Genomic DNA, 18,356 nt, shown 5'->3' with positions numbered 1-18,356 from the left:
CCCTAACTCAGCAACCCCGCCCCGACGTTCACCGACAGCCCCAGAATTGCCAGATTAAACACAAATGAAATCACCGACTGCAGCAGCGCGATCTGTCGCATATCGGTGGTGCCAGTTGCCACGTCGGCGGTTTGTGCCGCCACGGCGATGGTGAAGGAGAAGTAGATAAAATCCCAGTATCCCGGCTCGGCGGGCTTTTCAGGAAAAATCATCGGCGTGACCTTGGCCGTTCGATGTAAGTAGTGATGATGGGCGTAATGCATGGCAAAAGAGGTGGGCAGCAGCGCCCATGACACGACCAGCGTGGCGGCGGTCAGCAGCAGGTGCAGCACGCGCGGGGTGCCATGCAGTGCTTTTAGCGTGGTCAGCTCCAGCAGAATCGCCACAATACTGACCAGGCAGGTGAGCGTCACCATGCTCAACACCAGCGTGGCGCTCTCATCCTCAATTTTCGCGATATGCGGAATATCTTTATTCGGCGTACGCAGCATGCGTAACCACAAGAAAAACAGATACAGCCACGCCAGCACGTTCCAGCCGATCAGCAGCCGCTGAAGCAAACCCAGCTGAGCAGGAAGAAGGAAGAAACATAGCAGACCGGCGGTGATGGATACGATCAGCCGCAGGCGGGCGTGCAAATAATGTTGCAATGAAATACGCATGGGTTCAGGGCTTAGTTAACGTTGATATAGAGGTTTAACTGTAGACGCTGCTGGCCTGAAACCCCTCCCGACAAGCTTTAGATTGTTCCTCAGATATTTCTTTTGGTTATAAGCCATGTTTTTTCGGTCGTTTCCAATAAATCCTGGCCTGATTAATATCACTTGGCAATTAGTGCTACCAATAATGCATTAAAAATAATCAGTTTAATTAATCAGCATATTTTGCTGATAAAACGGCAGAAAACAGGCATCAGATGATAGTTTTGCGCAACGTTACTAAAATATTTAACGCCCGGTCCGGCCCGGTAACCGCCGTTGATGATGTCAGCCTGCAGGTTGAGCAGGGGCAGATTTACGGCATTATCGGTTACAGCGGGGCAGGGAAAAGCACCCTGATCCGCCTGCTGAATGGTCTTGAGAAGCCAACCTCCGGTAGCGTGACCGTCGCCGGGCAGGATATTGCCGAGGCCAGTGGTGAAACGCTGCGTCAGGCACGCTTAAAAATCAGCATGATCTTCCAGCATTTCAATCTGCTGTGGTCGCGTACCGTCAGTGAAAACATCGCTTTCTCACTGCAGATTGCCGGTGCGCCGAAAGCAGCGATCCAGCGACGGGTGCAGGAACTGATAGCCCTGGTCGGGCTGAGCGGCAAAGAACACGCGTATCCGTCCCAGCTGAGCGGCGGGCAGAAACAGCGCGTCGGAATTGCTCGCGCGCTGGCTAACAGCCCGGATGTTTTGCTGTGTGACGAGGCAACGTCGGCTCTCGATCCACAGACCACCGACGCCATTCTTGAGCTGCTGCTGGATATCAACCGTCAGCTGAGGCTCACCATCGTGCTGATCACTCACGAAATGCATGTCGTCCGCAAAATCTGCCATCGCGTGGCGGTGATGGAAGCCGGGCGCATCGTGGAAGAGGGCGAGGTGCTGTCGGTATTTACCCGCCCGCAGCAGCCAATCACCCGCCAGTTCGTTAAGCAGACCACTGAATACAGCAGTGCGAACACACCCTTTAACCTGGCGCTGGTCAATCCCACCGAAGGTGAAGTGCTGAAGCTGACCTTTGTCGGGCTGAGCACGCAGCAGCCGATCGTCGGTGAACTGACGCTGAAATACGCACTACCTTTCAATATTCTGCATGGAAAAATGACGCAAACCACCAACGGAACCTTTGGCGAACTGTGGTTGCAGGTCCCGGCCAGCAGCACCCAGCTGGAAAATATCCTGGCGGACCTGCACGCCCACGCAATCACGACCGAGGTGGTAAAAAATGTTTGAGACCCTGTTTCCTCATCTGAAGCTGGACGCACTGTGGTCCGCCACCGTTGAAACGCTGTATATGACCGCGCTGTCCGGCGTGGCAACTTTTGTGCTGGGGATTTTGCTCGGGCTGGCGCTGTTCCTTACCGCGCGCGGCGGGCTGTTCCAGAACCGTGCGGTTTACTCGACGATCTCCCTGCTGGTTAATGTCTTCCGCTCTATCCCGTTCATCATCCTGATTGTGCTGCTAATCCCGTTCACCAAAACGCTGATTGGCACCATTCTGGGTGCCGATGCGGCACTTCCGGCGCTGATTGTCGGTGCTGCCCCATTTTACGCCCGCCTGGTCGAGATTGGGTTGCGTGAGGTAGACAAGGGCGTGATCGAGGCTTCCCGTTCGATGGGCGCGCGCCTCAGCACTCTGATTTTCCGCGTTCTGCTGGCGGAGTCCTCCCCGGCGCTGGTGTCAGGAATTACGGTGACGCTGATTGCGCTGGTGAGCTACAGCGCGATGGCGGGCGTGATCGGCGCGGGTGGCCTTGGCAATCTCGCGTATCTGGAAGGTTTTCAGCGCAACCACAGTGATGTCACGCTTGTGGCGACGCTCATGATTCTGGTGATCGTTTTTATCATCCAGTTCTTAGGTGATGTCATTACAACACGGCTCGATAAACGATAACTTTTTAGGAAAACAAAATGAAAAAAACACTGACGCTGCTGGCTGCAGCAACTCTGGGTGCGCTGAGTTTGAGTGCATGGGCGGATACGCTGATCGTTGGCGCCTCTAACGTGCCGCACGCTGAAATTCTGGAGCAGGCCAAGCCGATTCTGGCGAAGCAGGGCATCGATCTGGAAATCAAACCGTTCCAGGATTACATCCTGCCAAACACCGCGCTGGCGAGTCGTGATATCGACGCCAACTACTTCCAGCACATTCCCTATCTGAACAGCGTGCTGAAAGACCATGCTGATGATAAGAGCTATGATTTTGTCAGCGCCGGGGCAATCCATATCGAGCCGATTGGTATTTACTCGAAGAAATACAAATCGCTGAAGGATCTGCCTGAAAATGGCAAAGTGATCATGCGTGATGCGGTGGCGGAAGAGGGGCGAATTCTTTCCATCTTCGAGAAAGCGGGCGTGATCAAACTCAAGCCGGGCGTCAGTAAGGTTGATGCGCGCATCAGCGATATCGTTGAGAACCCGAAACACCTGAAGTTCCTCGCCAACGTTGAAGGCGCGCTGCTGCCGCAGATGTACAACAACGACGAAGGCGATGCGGTGGTGATTAACGCGAACTACGCAATTGATGCCGGACTCGATCCGGTGAAAGGCCCGATTGCGGTGGAGAGTGGTGAGAACAATCCTTACGCCAATATCATTACCGTGCATCGCGGAGACGAGAAGAAGCCGGATATCGTGGCGCTGGTTAACGTGCTGCACTCTAAAGCGATTCAGGACTGGATCCGCACCAAGTACAAAGGCGCGGTGATCCCGGTTAATAACTGATTTAAAGATTATTATTATTCGGATCATAGGGCTTCTTTTATGGAGCCCTTTTTAGTATTGGTCAGTGACCAGATAATTTTATATTCGTAAGTTGGCCATTTATATTGATTTTGTAATCCTTCCCATTGAACGTTTTTCCCAAAAAGTTGCCAATGGTAGTCAATGCTTCACCAATGCGTGACCGATGGGTGCTGGGATTAAAATCGTAAGTATCTTGAAAACTCCGAATATTACCAACAAATAACCACTCACCAGATTCCTTGCGAGTAAATTTTCCTTCCATTCTCAAATTTATGTAACCAAGATAAAGACCTGCTGAAATGTTGTCGAGACCAGTGTCATAAGAGAATTTATAATTAAAGTTGTACACTCCAGGAGCACTCATTGCCATTATTTCATTGTCGAAATCCTTTATTCTATCCGGTGTTAAATTGAGGCCCAGGCTTCCAATTTCGGTATCCATCGTTCGACCATTCCCCCATAGAAAATTGGCTAAAGCGGATACCACGCTGTATGGTCCACCGCTTAACCTGTCATTCATGTCACTGATCTGAAAATTTTTCCAGTCTGCAGTCTGCCCCATATAGGCCATTGCAGAGTTTGGACCTGGATAGCCTTGGTCAAAAAATATCATTTCCCGACACCAGGCCAGAAGCCCTTTCAAATCTCCCTTTTTAGCCAGTTCCTTACCGCGCAATGGATCAAAAGCCCCACCGTTGGAAATCTGCATAATAGCCATAGCCTGAGCTTGTCCCGGTGGAACGGAGGTCGTACCGCCAGGGTTAAAACCGCCATAGCCTCCAGTACCGCCCGCAGAAACCACAGGAGCGGTAACTACCATTGTTCCTTCACTCATTATGTACCTCCATTATTACAGGGTAATATCCTGTGTAATATTTTTCATTTACCTTATAGAGAAAATCGTATAACTTTAGGGCGAATTGTGGGGGCGTCTGGATCTTTATGATGAATAATATTTTTATTTTTAATAAAATTGTTTGTCAGTTGCATTCATATGTAAAACTTTATTCCAATGAGTGATTTTAAAAATATCAAGGTGGCTTATGGTTAAGTTTTATTACCGTTTACTCATAGTAATACTTATCATTCTGACGATGATGGTGTCGGTTGTTCTTTTATTTATTTATATACGCACAGGGGCCTATGCATACAGTGATGAAAACCTTGCTGAATGCGTTGCCTATACACCCGAGCAGGCGAAAATGCGCGTGCTTCAGGCTGTGCTGCATAAAGAGAATAATTGGAGTGACTGGCCGTCAGCGCAACGGGCGGCTAATGAAGCCGGTATTGGCTTTGTTGATTGGGATTTGCATAAGGGAGAGGACTCCTGGTTCGTCCCGTTCTACGATAATCGCTATCCAGACAAGGAGCAGTTCGGAATGCTTGATTGCGGCACGCTGATTGTTGAATTCGCGTCAGAAAAGTAACCGCCCGTCACTTCCCCGTATATCTTCTAACCTTATCTTTTTTAAGCATTCGTCACCTCTTTGCTGCAACGATACACTCTCCGGTAGCGCAACTTTAACCGGAGTAACGATGATATCGGTTAGCGGGGTGGGAGCACTCCAGAAGGGCGGGGTTTCACGGCGCATCTGATAAAAAAAAACGGAAGGTATTCACCTTCCGCTCTCAGCAGCAGCCCAGCTTGCTCAGCGCCGGCCACTGCTTCATCAGCGTATCAATCAGCTCGTCCAGCTCCGCCCTGGTCGCGCCTTCGCGGGCGCGTACCGACATGCCCTGCAGCAGACAGCCAAGAAAAGCCGCCAGCGCACGAATGTTGGTGCGCTCATCCAGTTCACCTGCCTTTTGGCGTAGCTGCAGAAACTCCAGCAGATTACTTTCCTGATTATTATGACGGTGGCGCAGCATCTCGGCCACTTCGCTGGAGTCTGCCGACAGCCCGCTGGAGGTGCAGATAAAGAAGCAGCCGCCCGGTTTCTTGCCATCGGTAAAGCAGGAAGCGGTTGAGCGGAAGTAGTTCTCAATGCCGCTGGCGACGCAGCTTTCCGGGCAGGCGAGCGCTGCTTCATTCTGTCGGGCGAATTTCTCTGTATAACGGTCCACAGCCGCGCGGAACATACCCTCTTTGTTGGTAAATTCTGCATACAGCGTGGGCGCTTTGGCTCCCGTTGCCTCGACTAAATCCGCGAGAGAAGTGCCTTCATAACCGTGACGCCAGAACAGCTCAAGCGCTTTGTCCAGCGCGGCTTCGCGATTGAAAGTCTTTGGCCGTCCCCGGCTTTTACGTGTCCCTGCGTCCTGCTCAGTAGTCATCATTCCTCACTTACGCAATACCGCATTATCGAATAAATTATCAATCAGTATAAAAATAATGATCGCGCTTGTCGAGCGAGATTGTTGTCTGGTTTATAGGGATGTTCCTAAGAGGAAATCCTAACTTTAAAATAAATAAATTCAATGTGTTAACTATTAAATTATCGATCATTAATAAATTGTCTTTGACGCAGGTCAACAAGGCGCTTAGTATTTACCTATCGATCGTTAACTAATTGACGACGGCAACATCAGACAACCTAAATTACTTAAGAGAAATCATCATGAAAAACATCAAAATGGCTCTGGCCGCTATCGCTCTGACTTCCGTATCTTTCGCTGGTTTCGCTGCTGACCTGGTCAACAACGAGCCGGTTCAACAGCAGCAGGTTGGCGTGATTTCTGCCAGCGGCGCAACCAATCTTTCTTCACTAGAAGCTCAGCTTTCCGCTAAAGCGGATCAGGCCGGTGCCAAATCATTCCGTATCACCTCAGCATCAGGTGATAACAAATTGAACGGTACTGCGGTGATCTACCAGTAACAATGAAAACGTTGAATGAGCATCAAGGGGGGATTATGAAAGGCCGTAAATTAGCCCTTGTTGCCGTCATCCTGAGCACGATATCGGGTGCCAGCCTGGCAGCACTTTCTGAGGGTAGAGTCATTACCGTTCAGCCGCTGACAACCAGCAGCTATGTGACCGGCAGTACCACGCTGGTGTCGCTGGATGTGCAGCTGTCGGGAAAGCAGGCCGCACCCGTAACCAGAGCCTTGCGTACCGCTTCGGCCTCTGGCGCGAACAGCCTGTATGGCACCACGATTAGCTATCATTAAGTTGTGCAATTCAAAAACGCCGCTGCTCAGTCAGCGGCGTTTTTTTTACCCTTCAAAATCTCGTTCGATCTTCCTGATTTGAACGCTACCTCTCTTGCCCGAGCGGAAAGCCCGCAGGTGAAACGCCGGGTCCGCTGCTTAGCCTGTTTCCGTTACTGCCTCAGCTGATGGCGGGGATAACTGATTAAACTCCTCCAGCAGACGCTGTAACTGCGCCAGTTTCTCGCTGTTGAACTGTTGCTCAATCTGGCTATATCCGGCGTCGATCTCGCGGCGCGCCTGATGATACAGGCTCAGGCTGCCGGGGTTAATGCTGCCACCAGTTTGCGCTGGTCGTTCACTGGCTTCAGGCGCGATACCATTCCGTCGCGTTCAAGGCGGGTGAGGATACCGGTCAGACTGGGTCGCAGGATGCAGGCCTGCTGCGCCAGCTGATGAAAATCCAGCATATGGACCTCTGCAAGGATACGCACAACCCGCCATTGTGGCTCGGTAAGGCCATAACGATGAAGTATCGGGCGGAAGTATCCCATCGCCTTTTCCCGTGCCTGAAGCAGGGCAATAGTCAATGATTCATGCATATTTTTCACAAGCTTTTTGGGTATTTCATTAATACTAACACTGTTTACATGCAGAGGGATATTACGGCAATTGGGTACTTTTCATTTAACTCGATGTACTAATCAAAATAATGATAAATAAGTTATTTATACATAAAATGGTTTTTTGTTAGTCATGTCACAACTCAAATAAACAGGGTTGATTCCCGTAAAATTAGCGCGTAACTATGATTTCATTAACATGTTAATGAACTGTTCTGTTTGAGGGAGTGAAGATGAAAAGAACTGTTTTTGCGGTGGCGCTGAATCATCAGTCGCAGACCACAGACTGGGAAGAATGCTTTCGTCTGCCGCCTTATCAAACCCCACCTCAAACCCCTGTCTGGTTTATTAAGCCGCGTAACACATGGCGGGTGAATGGCGATGCGATCGGGCTCGCTCAGGAAACGGTATACAGCGGGGCTACCGTGGCGGCGATCGTCGGTAAAACCGCGCGCAAAGTCAGTGCAGAGCAGGCGCCAGACTACATTGCAGGCTACGCGCTCGCCAACGAGCTCAGCCTGGCGGAGGAGAGTTTTTACCGCCCGGCGATCCGCGCCAAATGCCGGGATGGTTTTTGCCCGATTGGTGAGATAGCGCAGGTGCGCAATATCGGTGCATTGGAAATCCTGACGGAAATTAACGGCGAGGTGAAGGATTGCTGGAATACCGCCGACCTGCTGCGTAGTGCTGAAGAGTTGATCGCTGCGCTCAGTGAGTTCGCCACCCTGCAACCGGGTGATGTCATCCTGCTGGGTACGCCACAACAGCGGGTGGCTATTCAGCCAGGCGATGTGGTAACGGTGAAAGCGGCGGGTTTACCCACGCTGAGTAACGCGTATGTCGAGGATGCAGAACCCATCCTGCAGCCCGAAGCCTCGCCCACCCTTTTCGCTCTCGGGCTGAATTATGCCGACCATGCCAGTGAACTGGATTTTAACGCGCCGCAGGAGCCGCTGGTTTTTATCAAGGCAGCGAATACGCTGACCGGCGACCACAGCGTGTCGGTGCGGCCAGATAACGTTGGCTACATGCATTATGAAGCTGAACTGGTGGTGGTGATTGGCAAAACGGCCCGGCAGGTCAGCCGTGAAAGTGCAATGGAGTATGTCGCTGGCTATACGCTGTGTAACGACTATGCGATACGCGACTTTCTGGAAAACTACTATCGCCCGAACCTGCGGGTAAAAAGCCGCGATGCGCTGACCCCGCTGCGGGCAGTAATTACCCCCTCGTCTTCCCTGCACAATCCCCATGATTTACGGCTGAAAACCTCCGTTAACGGCGAGCTGCGCCAGAGCGGTAATACCCGCAATATGGTGTTTGATATCCCGTTTCTGATCTGCTGGCTCAGCGAGTTTATGACGTTACAGGCGGGCGACATGATCGCCACGGGTACGCCCAAAGGTCTGTCAGACGTGAAACCCGGCGATGAAGTGGTGGTAGAAATCGAAGGTGTCGGGCGTTTAACCAACCGGATTATCAGTGAAAAACAGTTTGAGGACAGCCTGCATGAAAAAAGTTAACCACTGGATTAACGGCAAAAATGTCGCCAGCGACGATTACTTTACCACCTGCAACCCGGCGACCGGTGAGGTGCTGGCCGAGGTTGCCTCCGGCGGCGAACAGGAGATTGAACAGGCCGTTGCAGCAGCAAAAATCGCTTTTCCGAAATGGGCAGGTACGCCTATGAAAGAGCGGGCGCGGCTGATGCGCCGTCTGGGAGAACTGATTGACCGCAACGTGCCGCAGATTGCTGAACTGGAAACTGCCGATACCGGTTTACCGATCCACCAGACGCGCAACGTACTGATCCCGCGGGCCTCACACAATTTTGAATTTTTTGCGGAAATCTGCCAGCAGATGAACGGACGCAGCTATCCGGTGGACGACAAAATGCTGAACTATACCCTGGTGCAGCCAGTGGGAGTCTGCGCGCTGGTGTCGCCGTGGAACGTGCCGTTTATGACGGCTACCTGGAAAGTGGCACCCTGCCTGGCGCTGGGCAATACCGCCATCCTGAAAATGTCCGAGCTGTCACCGCTCAGTGCCGATCGGCTTGGCGAGCTGGCGCTGGAGGCCGGTATTCCGGCCGGAGTACTAAACGTCGTACAGGGCTATGGTGCTACGGCCGGGGATGCGCTGGTGCGCCATCACGATGTGCGCGCCGTCTCATTCACCGGTGGCACCGCCACCGGGCGCAACATAATGAAAAATGCCGGATTGAAGAAATATTCGATGGAGCTGGGAGGGAAATCGCCGGTGTTAATCTTCGAAGATGCTGACATCGAGCGTGCAATGGATGCGGCGCTGTTCACCATCTTCTCGCTTAACGGCGAACGCTGTACCGCCGGTTCGCGCATTTTTATCCAGCAAAGTATCTATCCCGAATTTGTTCGGCGTTTCGCTGAGCGCGCTAACCGGCTGCGCGTTGGCGATCCTGGTGACCCTCAAACCCAGGTTGGTTCTCTGATCAGCCCGCAGCACTGGGAAAAGGTTTCCGGCTATATCCGCTTAGGAATTGAAGAGGGGGCGCAGCTGCTGGCAGGTGGGCCGGATAGACCCGCAGGCCTGAAACGCGGAAATTTCCTGCGGCCAACGGTGCTGGCCGACGTAGACAATCGTATGCGCGTGGCGCAGGAAGAGATTTTTGGTCCGGTCGCTTGTCTTTTGCCATTCAAAGATGAGGCGGAAGGGCTGCGTCTGGCGAATGACGTGGAATATGGCCTGGCTTCCTATATCTGGACTCAGGACATCAGCAAAGTGATGCGGCTGGCACGGGGCATTGAAGCCGGAATGGTGTTTGTGAATACCCAGAACGTGCGCGATCTGCGCCAGCCGTTTGGCGGCATTAAGGCTTCAGGCACCGGAAGGGAAGGGGGTGAGTACAGCTTTGAAGTGTTCGCCGAAATGAAAAATGTTTGTATCTCATTTGGCGATCATCCGATCCCGAAATGGGGCGTGTAAGGAGTTCATTATGGGAAAACTTGCGCTGGCGGCCAAAATCACCCACGTGCCGTCAATGTATCTCTCCGAGATGCCGGGTAAACACCACGGCTGCCGTCAGGCGGCGATTAATGGCCATCACGAAATCAGCCGCCGCTGCCGCGAGCTGGGGGTCGACACGATGGTGGTGTTTGATTCTCACTGGCTGGTTAACAGTGCCTACCACATCAATTGCAACGCTCACTTTGAAGGGGTCTATACCAGCCACGAACTCCCGCACTTTATCCGGGATATGGCCTACGAATATCAAGGCAATCCCGAGCTGGGCTACATGATCGCTGAGGAAGCGAAGCAGCAGGGAGTGCGCGCTCAGGCGCATGCCATTGAGAGCCTGACGCTGGAGTACGGCACGCTGGTACCGATGCGTTATATGAACAGCGACCGCAAATTCAGGGTGGTGTCGATCTCTGCTTTCTGCACGGTACATGACTTTGCCGACAGTCGCCGTCTGGGTGAGGCGGTACGGCGGGCGGTGGAAAAATATGATGGCACGGTTGCAGTGCTTGCCAGCGGTTCGCTGTCGCACCGTTTTATCGACGATCGGCGTGCGGAAGAGGGCATGAACGCCTGGACGCGTGAGTTTGATGAACAGATGGATAAGCGGGTGATGAAACTGTGGCGCGAAGGGCGATTTGCCGAGTTCTGCCGCATGCTGCCGGAGTACGCTGACTACTGCTACGGCGAGGGCAATATGCATGACACGGTCATGTTGATGGGGCTGCTGGGCTGGGACCACTACCAGAAAAAGGCAGAAATTATCACCGATCTGTTTCCCAGTTCCGGCACCGGGCAGGTTAACGCCATTTTTCCGCTAACGGCCTGATTCAGGGAGAGTGAGATGCCACATTTTATCGTGGAGTGTAGTGACAACATTCGCCAGCAGGCCGAATTGCCGCAGCTGTTCATCCAGGTAAACCGCTATCTGGCCGCCAGCGGACTGTTCCCGCTGGCGGGTATTCGCAGCCGTGCGCACTGGGTGGACTGCTGGCAAATGGCCGATGGCAAACATGATTACGCCTTTGTGCACATGACGCTGAAAATTGGTCACGGTCGCACGGCTGAACAACTGCTGCCGGTGATGAGTGCGCTGTTTGAGCAGATCAAACAGCATTTTTCACCGCTAATGGCGCAGCGCTACCTGGCGCTGTCGCTGGCGGTGGAAGAGCTGCCCGCCACGCTCAATTTTAAGCTGAATAACGTCCATACATTGTTCGACCCGCAGTGAGAAGGAGTCTCGTATGTTAGACCAAAGCGCCGTTAACCGGCTGGCGGCTGAACTGGACAGGGCAGAAAAAGATCGCCAGCAGATCCGCCAGCCCTCGCTGGCCTACCCGGAAATCACGCTGGATGATGCCTATGCCATTCAGCAGCGCTGGATCGGCCATAAAATCGCCGCCGGACGGAGATTAAAAGGCCATAAAATTGGTCTGACTTCGAAGGCGATGCAGGCCAGCTCGCAAATCGATGAGCCGGATTATGGCGCACTGCTTGACGATATGTTTTTCGCCGAGGGCAGTGATATTCCCTTCGACCGTTTTATTGTACCGCGGGTTGAGGTGGAGCTGGCCTTTGTGCTGGGGCAACCGCTGCACGGGCCACACTGCACGCTGTTTGATGTGCTGAATGCTACTGATTATGTCATCCCGGCCCTGGAAATTATCGATGCCCGCTGCCACAACATCGACCCGGACACGCAGCGGCCACGCAAAGTGTTCGACACCATCTCCGATAACGCCGCCAGTGCGGGGGTGGTAATAGGCGGCCGCCCGGTAAAAATAGATGCGCTCGATCTGCGCTGGGTGAGCGCCCTGATGTACCGCAATGGCGTGATTGAAGAGTCCGGTGTGGCAGCCGCAGTGCTTAACCATCCCGCTAACGGCGTCGCATGGCTGGCGAACAAACTTTCTCACCACAATGTGCAGCTGGAGGTGGGGCAGGTGATCCTCAGTGGCTCCTTTACCCGTCCGGTAGCCGCCCGCAGAGGGGATACCTTTCATGTTGATTACGCGGCTCTCGGCGCCATCGGTTGCCGCTTTATCTGAGGAGTCATGATGAACAACCTCTTTAAACAGGCACTCATCCAGCAGACGCCGCAGGCAGGGCTGTGGCTGGGGCTGGCCAACAGCTACAGCGCCGAACTGTTGGCTGGCGCGGGTTTCGACTGGCTGCTGATTGACGGCGAACATGCGCCAAACGATCTGCGCTCGGTGCTCGGGCAGTTACAGGCCATTGCCCCCTATCGCAGCCATCCCGTCGTGCGGCCAGCGTGGAATGACGCGGTGCTGATCAAGCAGCTGCTGGATATTGGCGCGCAGACCTTGCTGATTCCGATGATCCAGAGCGCGCAGGAAGCCCAGAGCGCCGTGCGTGCGTGCCACTATCCACCGCAGGGGATTCGCGGCGTGGGCAGTGCGCTGGCACGTGCCTCGCGCTGGAACCGTATTGGGGATTATCTCCAGCGTGCCGGGGAGCAGATCTGCCTGCTGGTTCAGATTGAAACCCGCCAGGGCGTGGAAAATCTGGCACAGATCCTCGCCGTGGACGGCGTTGATGGTGTGTTTATCGGCCCGGCCGATCTCAGTGCCGATATGGGTTTTGCCGGTAATCCGCGCCACCCGGAAGTGCAGGCAGTGATTGAAAAAGCCATTGTTCTAATCCGCGCGGCGGGTAAAGCACCGGGAATTCTGACGGCTGATGAAATAATGGCTAAGCGTTACCTTGAGCTTGGCGCACTGTTCGTGGCTGTCGGCGTCGATACCACGCTGTTGGCTCGTGCGGCAGAGGCGCTCGCCGCACGCTTTACCTCGCCGGCTGCGCCGGTTATCAGCGCGCCTGACGGCGGTTATTAATCTCCAGGGAGGGGCGATGGCAGCGATTATCCAGCCACAAAGCGGCGCGGCACAGTCCGTACCTGAACAGCGGGCTGTCCGTAAACTGTTCCGTCGTCTGATTGTGTTTCTGTTTCTGCTGTTTGTGTTCTCGTTCCTCGACCGGATCAATATTGGCTTCGCCGGATTGACCATGGGGAAAGACCTCGGTCTGAGCGCTACCATGTTCGGGCTGGCGGCCACGCTATTTTATGTTACCTATGCGATCTGCGCGGTTCCTGCCAACCTGATGCTGGGTCTTATTGGTGCGCGGCGCTGGATCGCCAGCATTATGGTGCTCTGGGGTGTTGCCTCAACCTGCACGCTGTTTGCCAGCGGGGCCTATTCGCTTTATCTGCTGCGTATGGTGGTCGGCATTACCGAGGCAGGCTTTTTGCCCGGCATTCTGGTGTATCTCACCCACTGGTTTCCGCTTCACTACCGGGCGCGTGCCAATGCGCTGTTTATGATTGCCATGCCTGTAACCATGATGCTGGGCTCTCTGCTTTCCGGTTCTATCCTGGCGCTGGATGGCAGGCTGAACCTGCACGGCTGGCAGTGGATGTTTCTGCTGGAGGGGCTTCCGGCTGTTTTTCTCGGGAGCATCACCTGGTTTTTTCTCGATGATACCCCGGCACAGGCGCGCTGGCTGAGTGTGCAAGAGAAGCTGGCGCTGGAAGAGATGCTGCGGCGGGATCGTCAATCGAGTGTGGGGGTAATCACCCAGTCTCTATGGCGCCAGGTCCTGACGCCAGTGGTGCTGATGTATACCCTGGCATACTTTTGCCTTACCAATACCCTCAGCGCTATCAACATATGGACGCCGCAAATCCTGCAAAGCTTTAACCAGCACAGCAGCAATACGGTTATCGGCGTGCTGGCCGCTATCCCCCAGCTATGCACTATTTTAGCCATGGTCTTTTGGAGCCGCCGCTCCGACCGTTTGCAGGAGCGCCGCTGGCATACGCTGCTGCCATATCTGTTTGCCGCAGCGGGATGGTTGTTAGCATCGGCGACCAGCCATCCTCTGTTTCAACTGAGCGGTATTGTCATGGCCTCAATGGGCTCGTTTAGTGCGATGGCGATCTTCTGGACTACCCCCGACAGCGCCATGAGCCTTCAGGTAAGGGCGTTGGCAATCGCGGTGATTAACGCCTTTGGCAACATGGGTTCAGCCGTCAGCCCGCTTTGTATCGGCTTCCTGCGTGACAGAACAGGTAGCTTTAGCAGCGGGTTGTGGTTGGTTGCGGGTCTGCTGGTTATTGGGGCTGCGGTGATCGGGCGCATTCCATTACGCCATGAATCGCGTGCGGCGGGAGACTCAGCCCCACAGCGCTGAGATGTAAATAACTTACGGACAGCATGTTATGGAAAACATCACTATCAGCCAGCAGTACGACCACCGGCAGTATAACGAAGATGTTCACTATGCGGCTTTTGCACGCCTGGCGGGGTTTTTTGTTCGTAATATGCCCTCATACTGGCACAGCTGTTGTTTCCAGCTGCATCATCTGACCAGCGGTGAAATTGAGCTGCAGCTGGACGATCGCCACTATTCACTGCAGGCCCCACTGTTTATCCTCACGCCTCCCACCGTCCCCCACGCATTTATCAGCGAAAAGGAGAGTGACGGACATGTTCTTACCGTTCATCAAGAACTTATCTGGCCGCTGATGCAGACTTTGTGGCCCGGCAGCCGTGAAGCGCTGGAGATCCCGGGGTTCTGCCTGCCGCTGGGCCCAGGCTCAGAAACTCAGCGAGCGCTAGAGGCTCTTTGGCCGCTGCTGGCAAGTGAGTTTGGCCATCAGCAAAACGGCCGTGATACTCAACTGCGCCTGCTGGCACAAAGCGTGTTCATGATGCTGCTGCGGGAGATGGAACGAGGCGAAGGGGCTAATATCAGCGTGCGGGGTGAAATGAAACTGTTGCGGCGTTTCATCCATAGGGTTAACGAGAAATACCCGCAGCATTTGACCGTGCCGGATTATGCCCGCGAGCTAGAAATTAGTGAATCGCGACTAAACGAGCTGTGTCGGCGCCTGGCAAACCAATCGCCCAAACGACTGATTCACGAACGCTTACTACGTGAAGCAAAACGTCTCTTACTGTTCAGCGACAGTAGTGTCCATCAGATTTCCTTGGCGCTGGGTTATAAAGACCCGGCCTATTTCGCCCGTTTTTTTCATCGTCTGGCTGGTTTTTCACCCAGCGAATTCCGTCGCCGCTGGAACCTGTTGCGGCACTGAGCTTAGGTGCAGTTATCCACTCTTAACCCGAGAGGCAATGTATGAAACCCGAAGATCATCGTTCTGCCATCAATCGTCCGTTCACCGGCAGCGAGTATTTGAAAAGCCTGCAGGACGGGCGCGAAATTTTTATCTATGGCCAGAAAGTGAAAGATGTTACCCACCATCCGGCTTTTCGTAATGCTGCCGGGTCGATTGCCATACTCTACGATGCACTCCACGCGCCGGAGAGCCATGACAAGCTGTGCTGGAGCACCGACAGCGGTAACGGCGGCTACACCCATTGTTTCTTCCGCTATGCGCGGTCAGCGCAGGAGATCCGTCAGCAGCGTGATGCGATTGCCGACTGGTCACGCCTTAGCTATGGCTGGATGGGACGTACCCCGGATTATAAAGCGGCTTTTGCCAGCGCGCTCGGCGCCAATCCTGACTTTTACGGCCCTTATGCCGACAACGCGCGCCGCTGGTACAAGCGCATTCAGGAGGCAGGCCTTTACTTTAATCATGCCATCGTCAACCCGCCGATTGACCGCAATAAGCCGGTTGATGAAGTGAAAGATGTTTATGTCAAAGTCGAAAAAGAGACCGATGCGGGGATTATCGTCAGCGGAGCCAAAGTGGTCGCGACCAACTCGGCGCTAACCAACTTTAACTTTATCGGCTTTGGTTCTGCGCAGGTGATGGGGGATAACCCCGATTTTGCCATGATGTTTATTGCCCCGATGGATGCAGACGGCGTGAAGCTGATTTCACGTGCCTCCTACGAGCTCACTTCCGGCGTTACCGGCTCACCGTTTGATTATCCGCTCTCCAGCCGTTTTGACGAAAACGACGCGATTCTGGTGATGGATAAGGTGCTGATCCCCTGGGAGAACGTGCTGGTCTATCGCGATTTCGATCGCTGTCGCCGCTGGTATGCCGAGGGCGGATTTGTGCGGCTGTATCCAATGCAGGCCTGTGTACGGCTGGCGGTGAAGCTTGATTTTATTACCGCACTACTGCAAAAAAGCCTCGAATGTACCGGTACTATCGAGTTTCGCGGCGTGCAGGCGGCGCTGGGGGAAGTGGTCGCCTGGCGCAACCTGTTCTGGTCGCTGAGTGATGCGATGGCGGCGGAAGCCAAACCCTGGATTAACGGCGCCTGGCTGCCAGATTCTCAGGCGATGAACACTTACCGCGTGATGGCGCCAATGGCCTGGGCGAAGATCAAAAACATCATCGAATGTAACGTGGCCAGCGGGTTAATCTATCTGCCCTCCAGCGTGCGCGACCTGCAAAATCCAGAGATTGAACAGTATCTTGCGCGCTTTGTCCGTGGCTCCAACGGCATGGAGCATGAGCAGCGCATCAAAATACTGAAGCTGATGTGGGACGCTACTGGCAGTGAGTTCGCGGGCCGCCATGAGCTGTACGAGATCAACTACGCCGGTAGTCAGGATGAAGTGCGCATGCAGTGTCTGCGCGATGCGCACAGCTCGGGAGCGATGGATGGCATGATGGAGATGGTCGATCGCTGCCTGGCTGACTATGACCGCGATGGCTGGAGAAAGTCGCACCTGCACAGCAACAGCGATATTAACCAGCTTGATCGTCTGCTCAGGGATGGTGGGCACTATGCAGAATGAAAACCAACACCGCTTACATTTTCGTGATGCGATGGCAAATCTGCCCGCGGCGGTTAATATCGTCACCACGCAGGGGGCCGCAGGGCGCTGTGGCATCACTGCGACGGCGGTGTGTCCGCTGACTGATACGCCACCAACGCTGCTGGTGTGTATTAATCTCAACAGCGCGATGAACCCGGTGTTCCTGAAAAATCAGCGTATGTGTATCAATGTACTTAATCCTCAGCAGGAGGAGATGGCGCGCCATTTTGCCGGTATGACTGCAATGACGATGGAAGATCGCTTCCTGCTGGACGGCTGGCAGGAGGGGACATTAGGCCAGCCGGTGCTTATTGAGGCGCTGGCCAGCCTTGAAGGTTTTATCAGCCAGATCAGGGCGCTTGGCACACACCAGCTGTACCTGGTAGAAATCCGTCACATCCGGCTGACGGAAAGCAGTGAGGCAGGATTAATTTATTTTAAACGCCGCTTCCATGCGCTGCCGGGCAGCGCCAGCACGCAGGTTTAGCGTTAACTTTCCAGCAGGCGAGTCATCGCCTGCAAATTATTGGAACGCGTATCTTTGCGCCATACCAGCCAGATGGCAATCTGCCCCATCCCCTCACTTAATGGCCACGCATGCACGTTATCGCGCCCTGGCATATTCTCCAGCATGCTGCGCGGGATCAGCGCCAGACCGGCTCCGGCGCTGACGCAGGCCAGAATGCCGTGATACGACTCCATTTCGAAAATTTTTCCCGGCGCGGCGTTCTCGCGTGAGAACCAGTTTTCAAACAGGCGGCGGTAAGAGCAGTTGGCGCGAAAGGCGTAGATGGTTGACCCGGAGATACTGGTGGCATCCGGTACAGGGGGATGGTTGAGCGCCGAAATCAGCACCATCTCTTCTTCCACCACCGCGACACCTTCCAGCAGCGGGTGCTTCGGCGGGCCGTCGATAAAGGCGGCGGAATACTTCCCGGCCAGCACGCCGTCGGTCATATCGCCGGACGGTCCCGTGGAGAGATCCAGCTCAACCTGCGGCCAGCGCTGGTGATAGCGGGCGATCAGCGGCGGCAGGCGTACGGCAGCAAAGCTCTCGATGGCGCCGAGGGTAAAAATCCCGCCGGGCTGCTGGCCGGAAACGCTGTGCTTTGCTTCGGTCGCCAGCGCCAGAATGCGCCGCGCATAGTCGAGAAAGGTTTTGCCGCTGTCGGTGATGTACAGGCGCAGCTTTTCGCGGCGAAACAGCTCACACTCCAGCTCCTCTTCCAGCTGCTTTAAGCGCGTTGAGATATTGGAAGGCACGCGATGCAGCTTCTCTGCCGCCGCCGTAACGCTGCCCTCTTCAGCGATAGTGCGGAAGATTTCCAGCTGGGTCAGATCCATATCATTCTCTTTTTGAGTAAGTAACTTTCTTTATTATTCATTTTTAAAGAATCTACGGCAACTCTATGATTGATGCCATTGTGAA

At 54.1% G+C, this 18,356-nt stretch carries 20 protein-coding genes and 1 pseudogene; 16 read left to right on the top strand and 5 right to left on the bottom strand.

Annotated elements, in window-relative coordinates:
- Nucleotides 1–2: 2 nt before the first annotated feature.
- A complete protein-coding gene (locus tag ACLI4M_RS00175; RefSeq protein WP_133625236.1) occupies nucleotides 3–662 on the bottom strand; it encodes a DUF1345 domain-containing protein in 660 nt (219 codons plus the stop codon).
- Nucleotides 663–916: 254 nt separating this feature from the next.
- On the opposite strand from ACLI4M_RS00175, the gene ACLI4M_RS00170 reads away from it, so the two are divergent.
- From ACLI4M_RS00170 to ACLI4M_RS00160, 3 genes are read left to right on the top strand one after another with little or no spacing between them, the layout of a single operon-like run.
- On the top strand, nucleotides 917–1,942 hold the full coding sequence (locus ACLI4M_RS00170; protein ID WP_133625237.1) for a methionine ABC transporter ATP-binding protein: 1,026 nt from the start codon (nucleotides 917–919) through the stop codon (nucleotides 1,940–1,942).
- Nucleotides 1,935–2,603, top strand: a complete 669-nt coding sequence (locus ACLI4M_RS00165; RefSeq protein WP_133625238.1) for a methionine ABC transporter permease — start codon at nucleotides 1,935–1,937, stop codon at nucleotides 2,601–2,603. The genes ACLI4M_RS00170 and ACLI4M_RS00165 overlap by 8 nt, the downstream gene beginning before the upstream one ends.
- Nucleotides 2,604–2,620: 17 nt before the next feature.
- Complete coding sequence (locus ACLI4M_RS00160) at nucleotides 2,621–3,433, top strand: MetQ/NlpA family ABC transporter substrate-binding protein (RefSeq protein ID WP_133625239.1); 813 nt, start codon at nucleotides 2,621–2,623, stop codon at nucleotides 3,431–3,433.
- Between the two features lie 61 nt (nucleotides 3,434–3,494).
- On the opposite strand, the gene ACLI4M_RS00155 is transcribed toward ACLI4M_RS00160, so the two are convergent.
- Nucleotides 3,495–4,289: a lipid II-degrading bacteriocin gene (locus ACLI4M_RS00155; protein WP_133625240.1), complete on the bottom strand. Its 795-nt coding sequence runs from the start codon at nucleotides 4,287–4,289 to the stop codon at nucleotides 3,495–3,497.
- 208 nt (nucleotides 4,290–4,497) lie between these two features.
- Between ACLI4M_RS00155 and ACLI4M_RS00150 the strand changes: the two genes are divergently transcribed.
- A complete protein-coding gene (locus ACLI4M_RS00150; RefSeq protein ID WP_133625241.1) occupies nucleotides 4,498–4,881 on the top strand; it encodes a hypothetical protein in 384 nt (127 codons plus the stop codon).
- 202 nt (nucleotides 4,882–5,083) lie between these two features.
- Here the strand turns inward: ACLI4M_RS00150 and ACLI4M_RS00145 are convergent, their stop codons facing one another.
- The gene (locus ACLI4M_RS00145; protein WP_133625299.1) at nucleotides 5,084–5,728 is read right to left on the bottom strand and encodes a TetR/AcrR family transcriptional regulator; all 645 of its coding nucleotides are present in this window, start codon (nucleotides 5,726–5,728) and stop codon (nucleotides 5,084–5,086) included.
- 284 nt (nucleotides 5,729–6,012) lie between these two features.
- On the opposite strand from ACLI4M_RS00145, the gene bhsA reads away from it, so the two are divergent.
- Both bhsA and ACLI4M_RS00135 read left to right on the top strand, forming a co-directional pair.
- Nucleotides 6,013–6,270: a multiple stress resistance protein BhsA gene (gene bhsA / locus ACLI4M_RS00140; RefSeq protein ID WP_133625242.1), complete on the top strand. Its 258-nt coding sequence runs from the start codon at nucleotides 6,013–6,015 to the stop codon at nucleotides 6,268–6,270.
- A 35-nt stretch (nucleotides 6,271–6,305) separates the two neighbouring features.
- Complete coding sequence (locus tag ACLI4M_RS00135) at nucleotides 6,306–6,563, top strand: hypothetical protein (protein ID WP_133625243.1); 258 nt, start codon at nucleotides 6,306–6,308, stop codon at nucleotides 6,561–6,563.
- Between the two features lie 138 nt (nucleotides 6,564–6,701).
- On the opposite strand, the pseudogene hpaR reads toward ACLI4M_RS00135, so the two are convergent.
- Nucleotides 6,702–7,144, bottom strand: a pseudogene (gene hpaR, locus ACLI4M_RS00130) (homoprotocatechuate degradation operon regulator HpaR).
- A gap of 254 nt (nucleotides 7,145–7,398) precedes the next feature.
- Here hpaR and ACLI4M_RS00125 point away from each other — a divergent pair.
- The 10 genes from ACLI4M_RS00125 to hpaC are packed head-to-tail and all read left to right on the top strand — an operon-like array spanning nucleotide 7,399 to nucleotide 17,414.
- A complete protein-coding gene (locus ACLI4M_RS00125) occupies nucleotides 7,399–8,688 on the top strand; it encodes a fumarylacetoacetate hydrolase family protein (RefSeq protein ID WP_133625245.1) in 1,290 nt (429 codons plus the stop codon).
- Nucleotides 8,675–10,129 carry a 5-carboxymethyl-2-hydroxymuconate semialdehyde dehydrogenase gene (hpaE, locus tag ACLI4M_RS00120; protein ID WP_133625246.1) on the top strand — a complete coding sequence of 485 codons (1,455 nt, stop codon included), beginning with the start codon at nucleotides 8,675–8,677 and terminating at the stop codon, nucleotides 10,127–10,129. Before ACLI4M_RS00125 ends, hpaE begins: the two co-directional genes overlap by 14 nt.
- A 10-nt stretch (nucleotides 10,130–10,139) precedes the next feature.
- Complete coding sequence (hpaD, locus tag ACLI4M_RS00115) at nucleotides 10,140–10,991, top strand: 3,4-dihydroxyphenylacetate 2,3-dioxygenase (protein WP_133625247.1); 852 nt, start codon at nucleotides 10,140–10,142, stop codon at nucleotides 10,989–10,991.
- Between the two features lie 15 nt (nucleotides 10,992–11,006).
- Nucleotides 11,007–11,393, top strand: coding sequence for a 5-carboxymethyl-2-hydroxymuconate delta-isomerase (locus tag ACLI4M_RS00110; protein WP_133625248.1), 387 nt, complete (start codon nucleotides 11,007–11,009; stop codon nucleotides 11,391–11,393).
- Between the two features lie 13 nt (nucleotides 11,394–11,406).
- A complete protein-coding gene (hpaH, locus tag ACLI4M_RS00105) occupies nucleotides 11,407–12,210 on the top strand; it encodes a 2-oxo-hept-4-ene-1,7-dioate hydratase (RefSeq protein WP_133625249.1) in 804 nt (267 codons plus the stop codon).
- Nucleotides 12,211–12,219: 9 nt separating this feature from the next.
- Nucleotides 12,220–13,017 carry a 4-hydroxy-2-oxoheptanedioate aldolase gene (gene hpaI, locus ACLI4M_RS00100; RefSeq protein ID WP_133625300.1) on the top strand — a complete coding sequence of 266 codons (798 nt, stop codon included), beginning with the start codon at nucleotides 12,220–12,222 and terminating at the stop codon, nucleotides 13,015–13,017.
- A 16-nt stretch (nucleotides 13,018–13,033) separates the two neighbouring features.
- Entirely contained in the window at nucleotides 13,034–14,374 is a 1,341-nt protein-coding gene (gene hpaX, locus ACLI4M_RS00095; protein WP_133625250.1) for a 4-hydroxyphenylacetate permease, read from the top strand.
- A gap of 28 nt (nucleotides 14,375–14,402) precedes the next feature.
- A complete protein-coding gene (gene hpaA / locus ACLI4M_RS00090) occupies nucleotides 14,403–15,281 on the top strand; it encodes a 4-hydroxyphenylacetate catabolism regulatory protein HpaA (RefSeq protein ID WP_133625251.1) in 879 nt (292 codons plus the stop codon).
- A 41-nt stretch (nucleotides 15,282–15,322) separates the two neighbouring features.
- Nucleotides 15,323–16,906 carry a 4-hydroxyphenylacetate 3-monooxygenase, oxygenase component gene (gene hpaB, locus ACLI4M_RS00085; protein ID WP_133625252.1) on the top strand — a complete coding sequence of 528 codons (1,584 nt, stop codon included), beginning with the start codon at nucleotides 15,323–15,325 and terminating at the stop codon, nucleotides 16,904–16,906.
- Entirely contained in the window at nucleotides 16,896–17,414 is a 519-nt protein-coding gene (hpaC, locus tag ACLI4M_RS00080) for a 4-hydroxyphenylacetate 3-monooxygenase, reductase component (RefSeq protein WP_133625253.1), read from the top strand. The genes hpaB and hpaC overlap by 11 nt, the downstream gene beginning before the upstream one ends.
- Nucleotides 17,415–17,416: 2 nt before the next feature.
- Here hpaC and ptrR read toward each other — a convergent pair whose 3' ends face one another.
- Nucleotides 17,417–18,271 (bottom strand): putrescine utilization regulator PtrR, encoded by an 855-nt coding sequence (gene ptrR / locus ACLI4M_RS00075; RefSeq protein ID WP_133625254.1) that lies wholly within the window; start codon nucleotides 18,269–18,271, stop codon nucleotides 17,417–17,419.
- Nucleotides 18,272–18,356 lie beyond the last annotated feature (85 nt).

Source organism: Erwinia sp. LJJL01, from assembly GCF_047300805.2.
Classification (GTDB): domain Bacteria; phylum Pseudomonadota; class Gammaproteobacteria; order Enterobacterales; family Enterobacteriaceae; genus Erwinia; species Erwinia aphidicola.
This window is presented reverse-complemented; position numbering and strand designations above follow the sequence as displayed.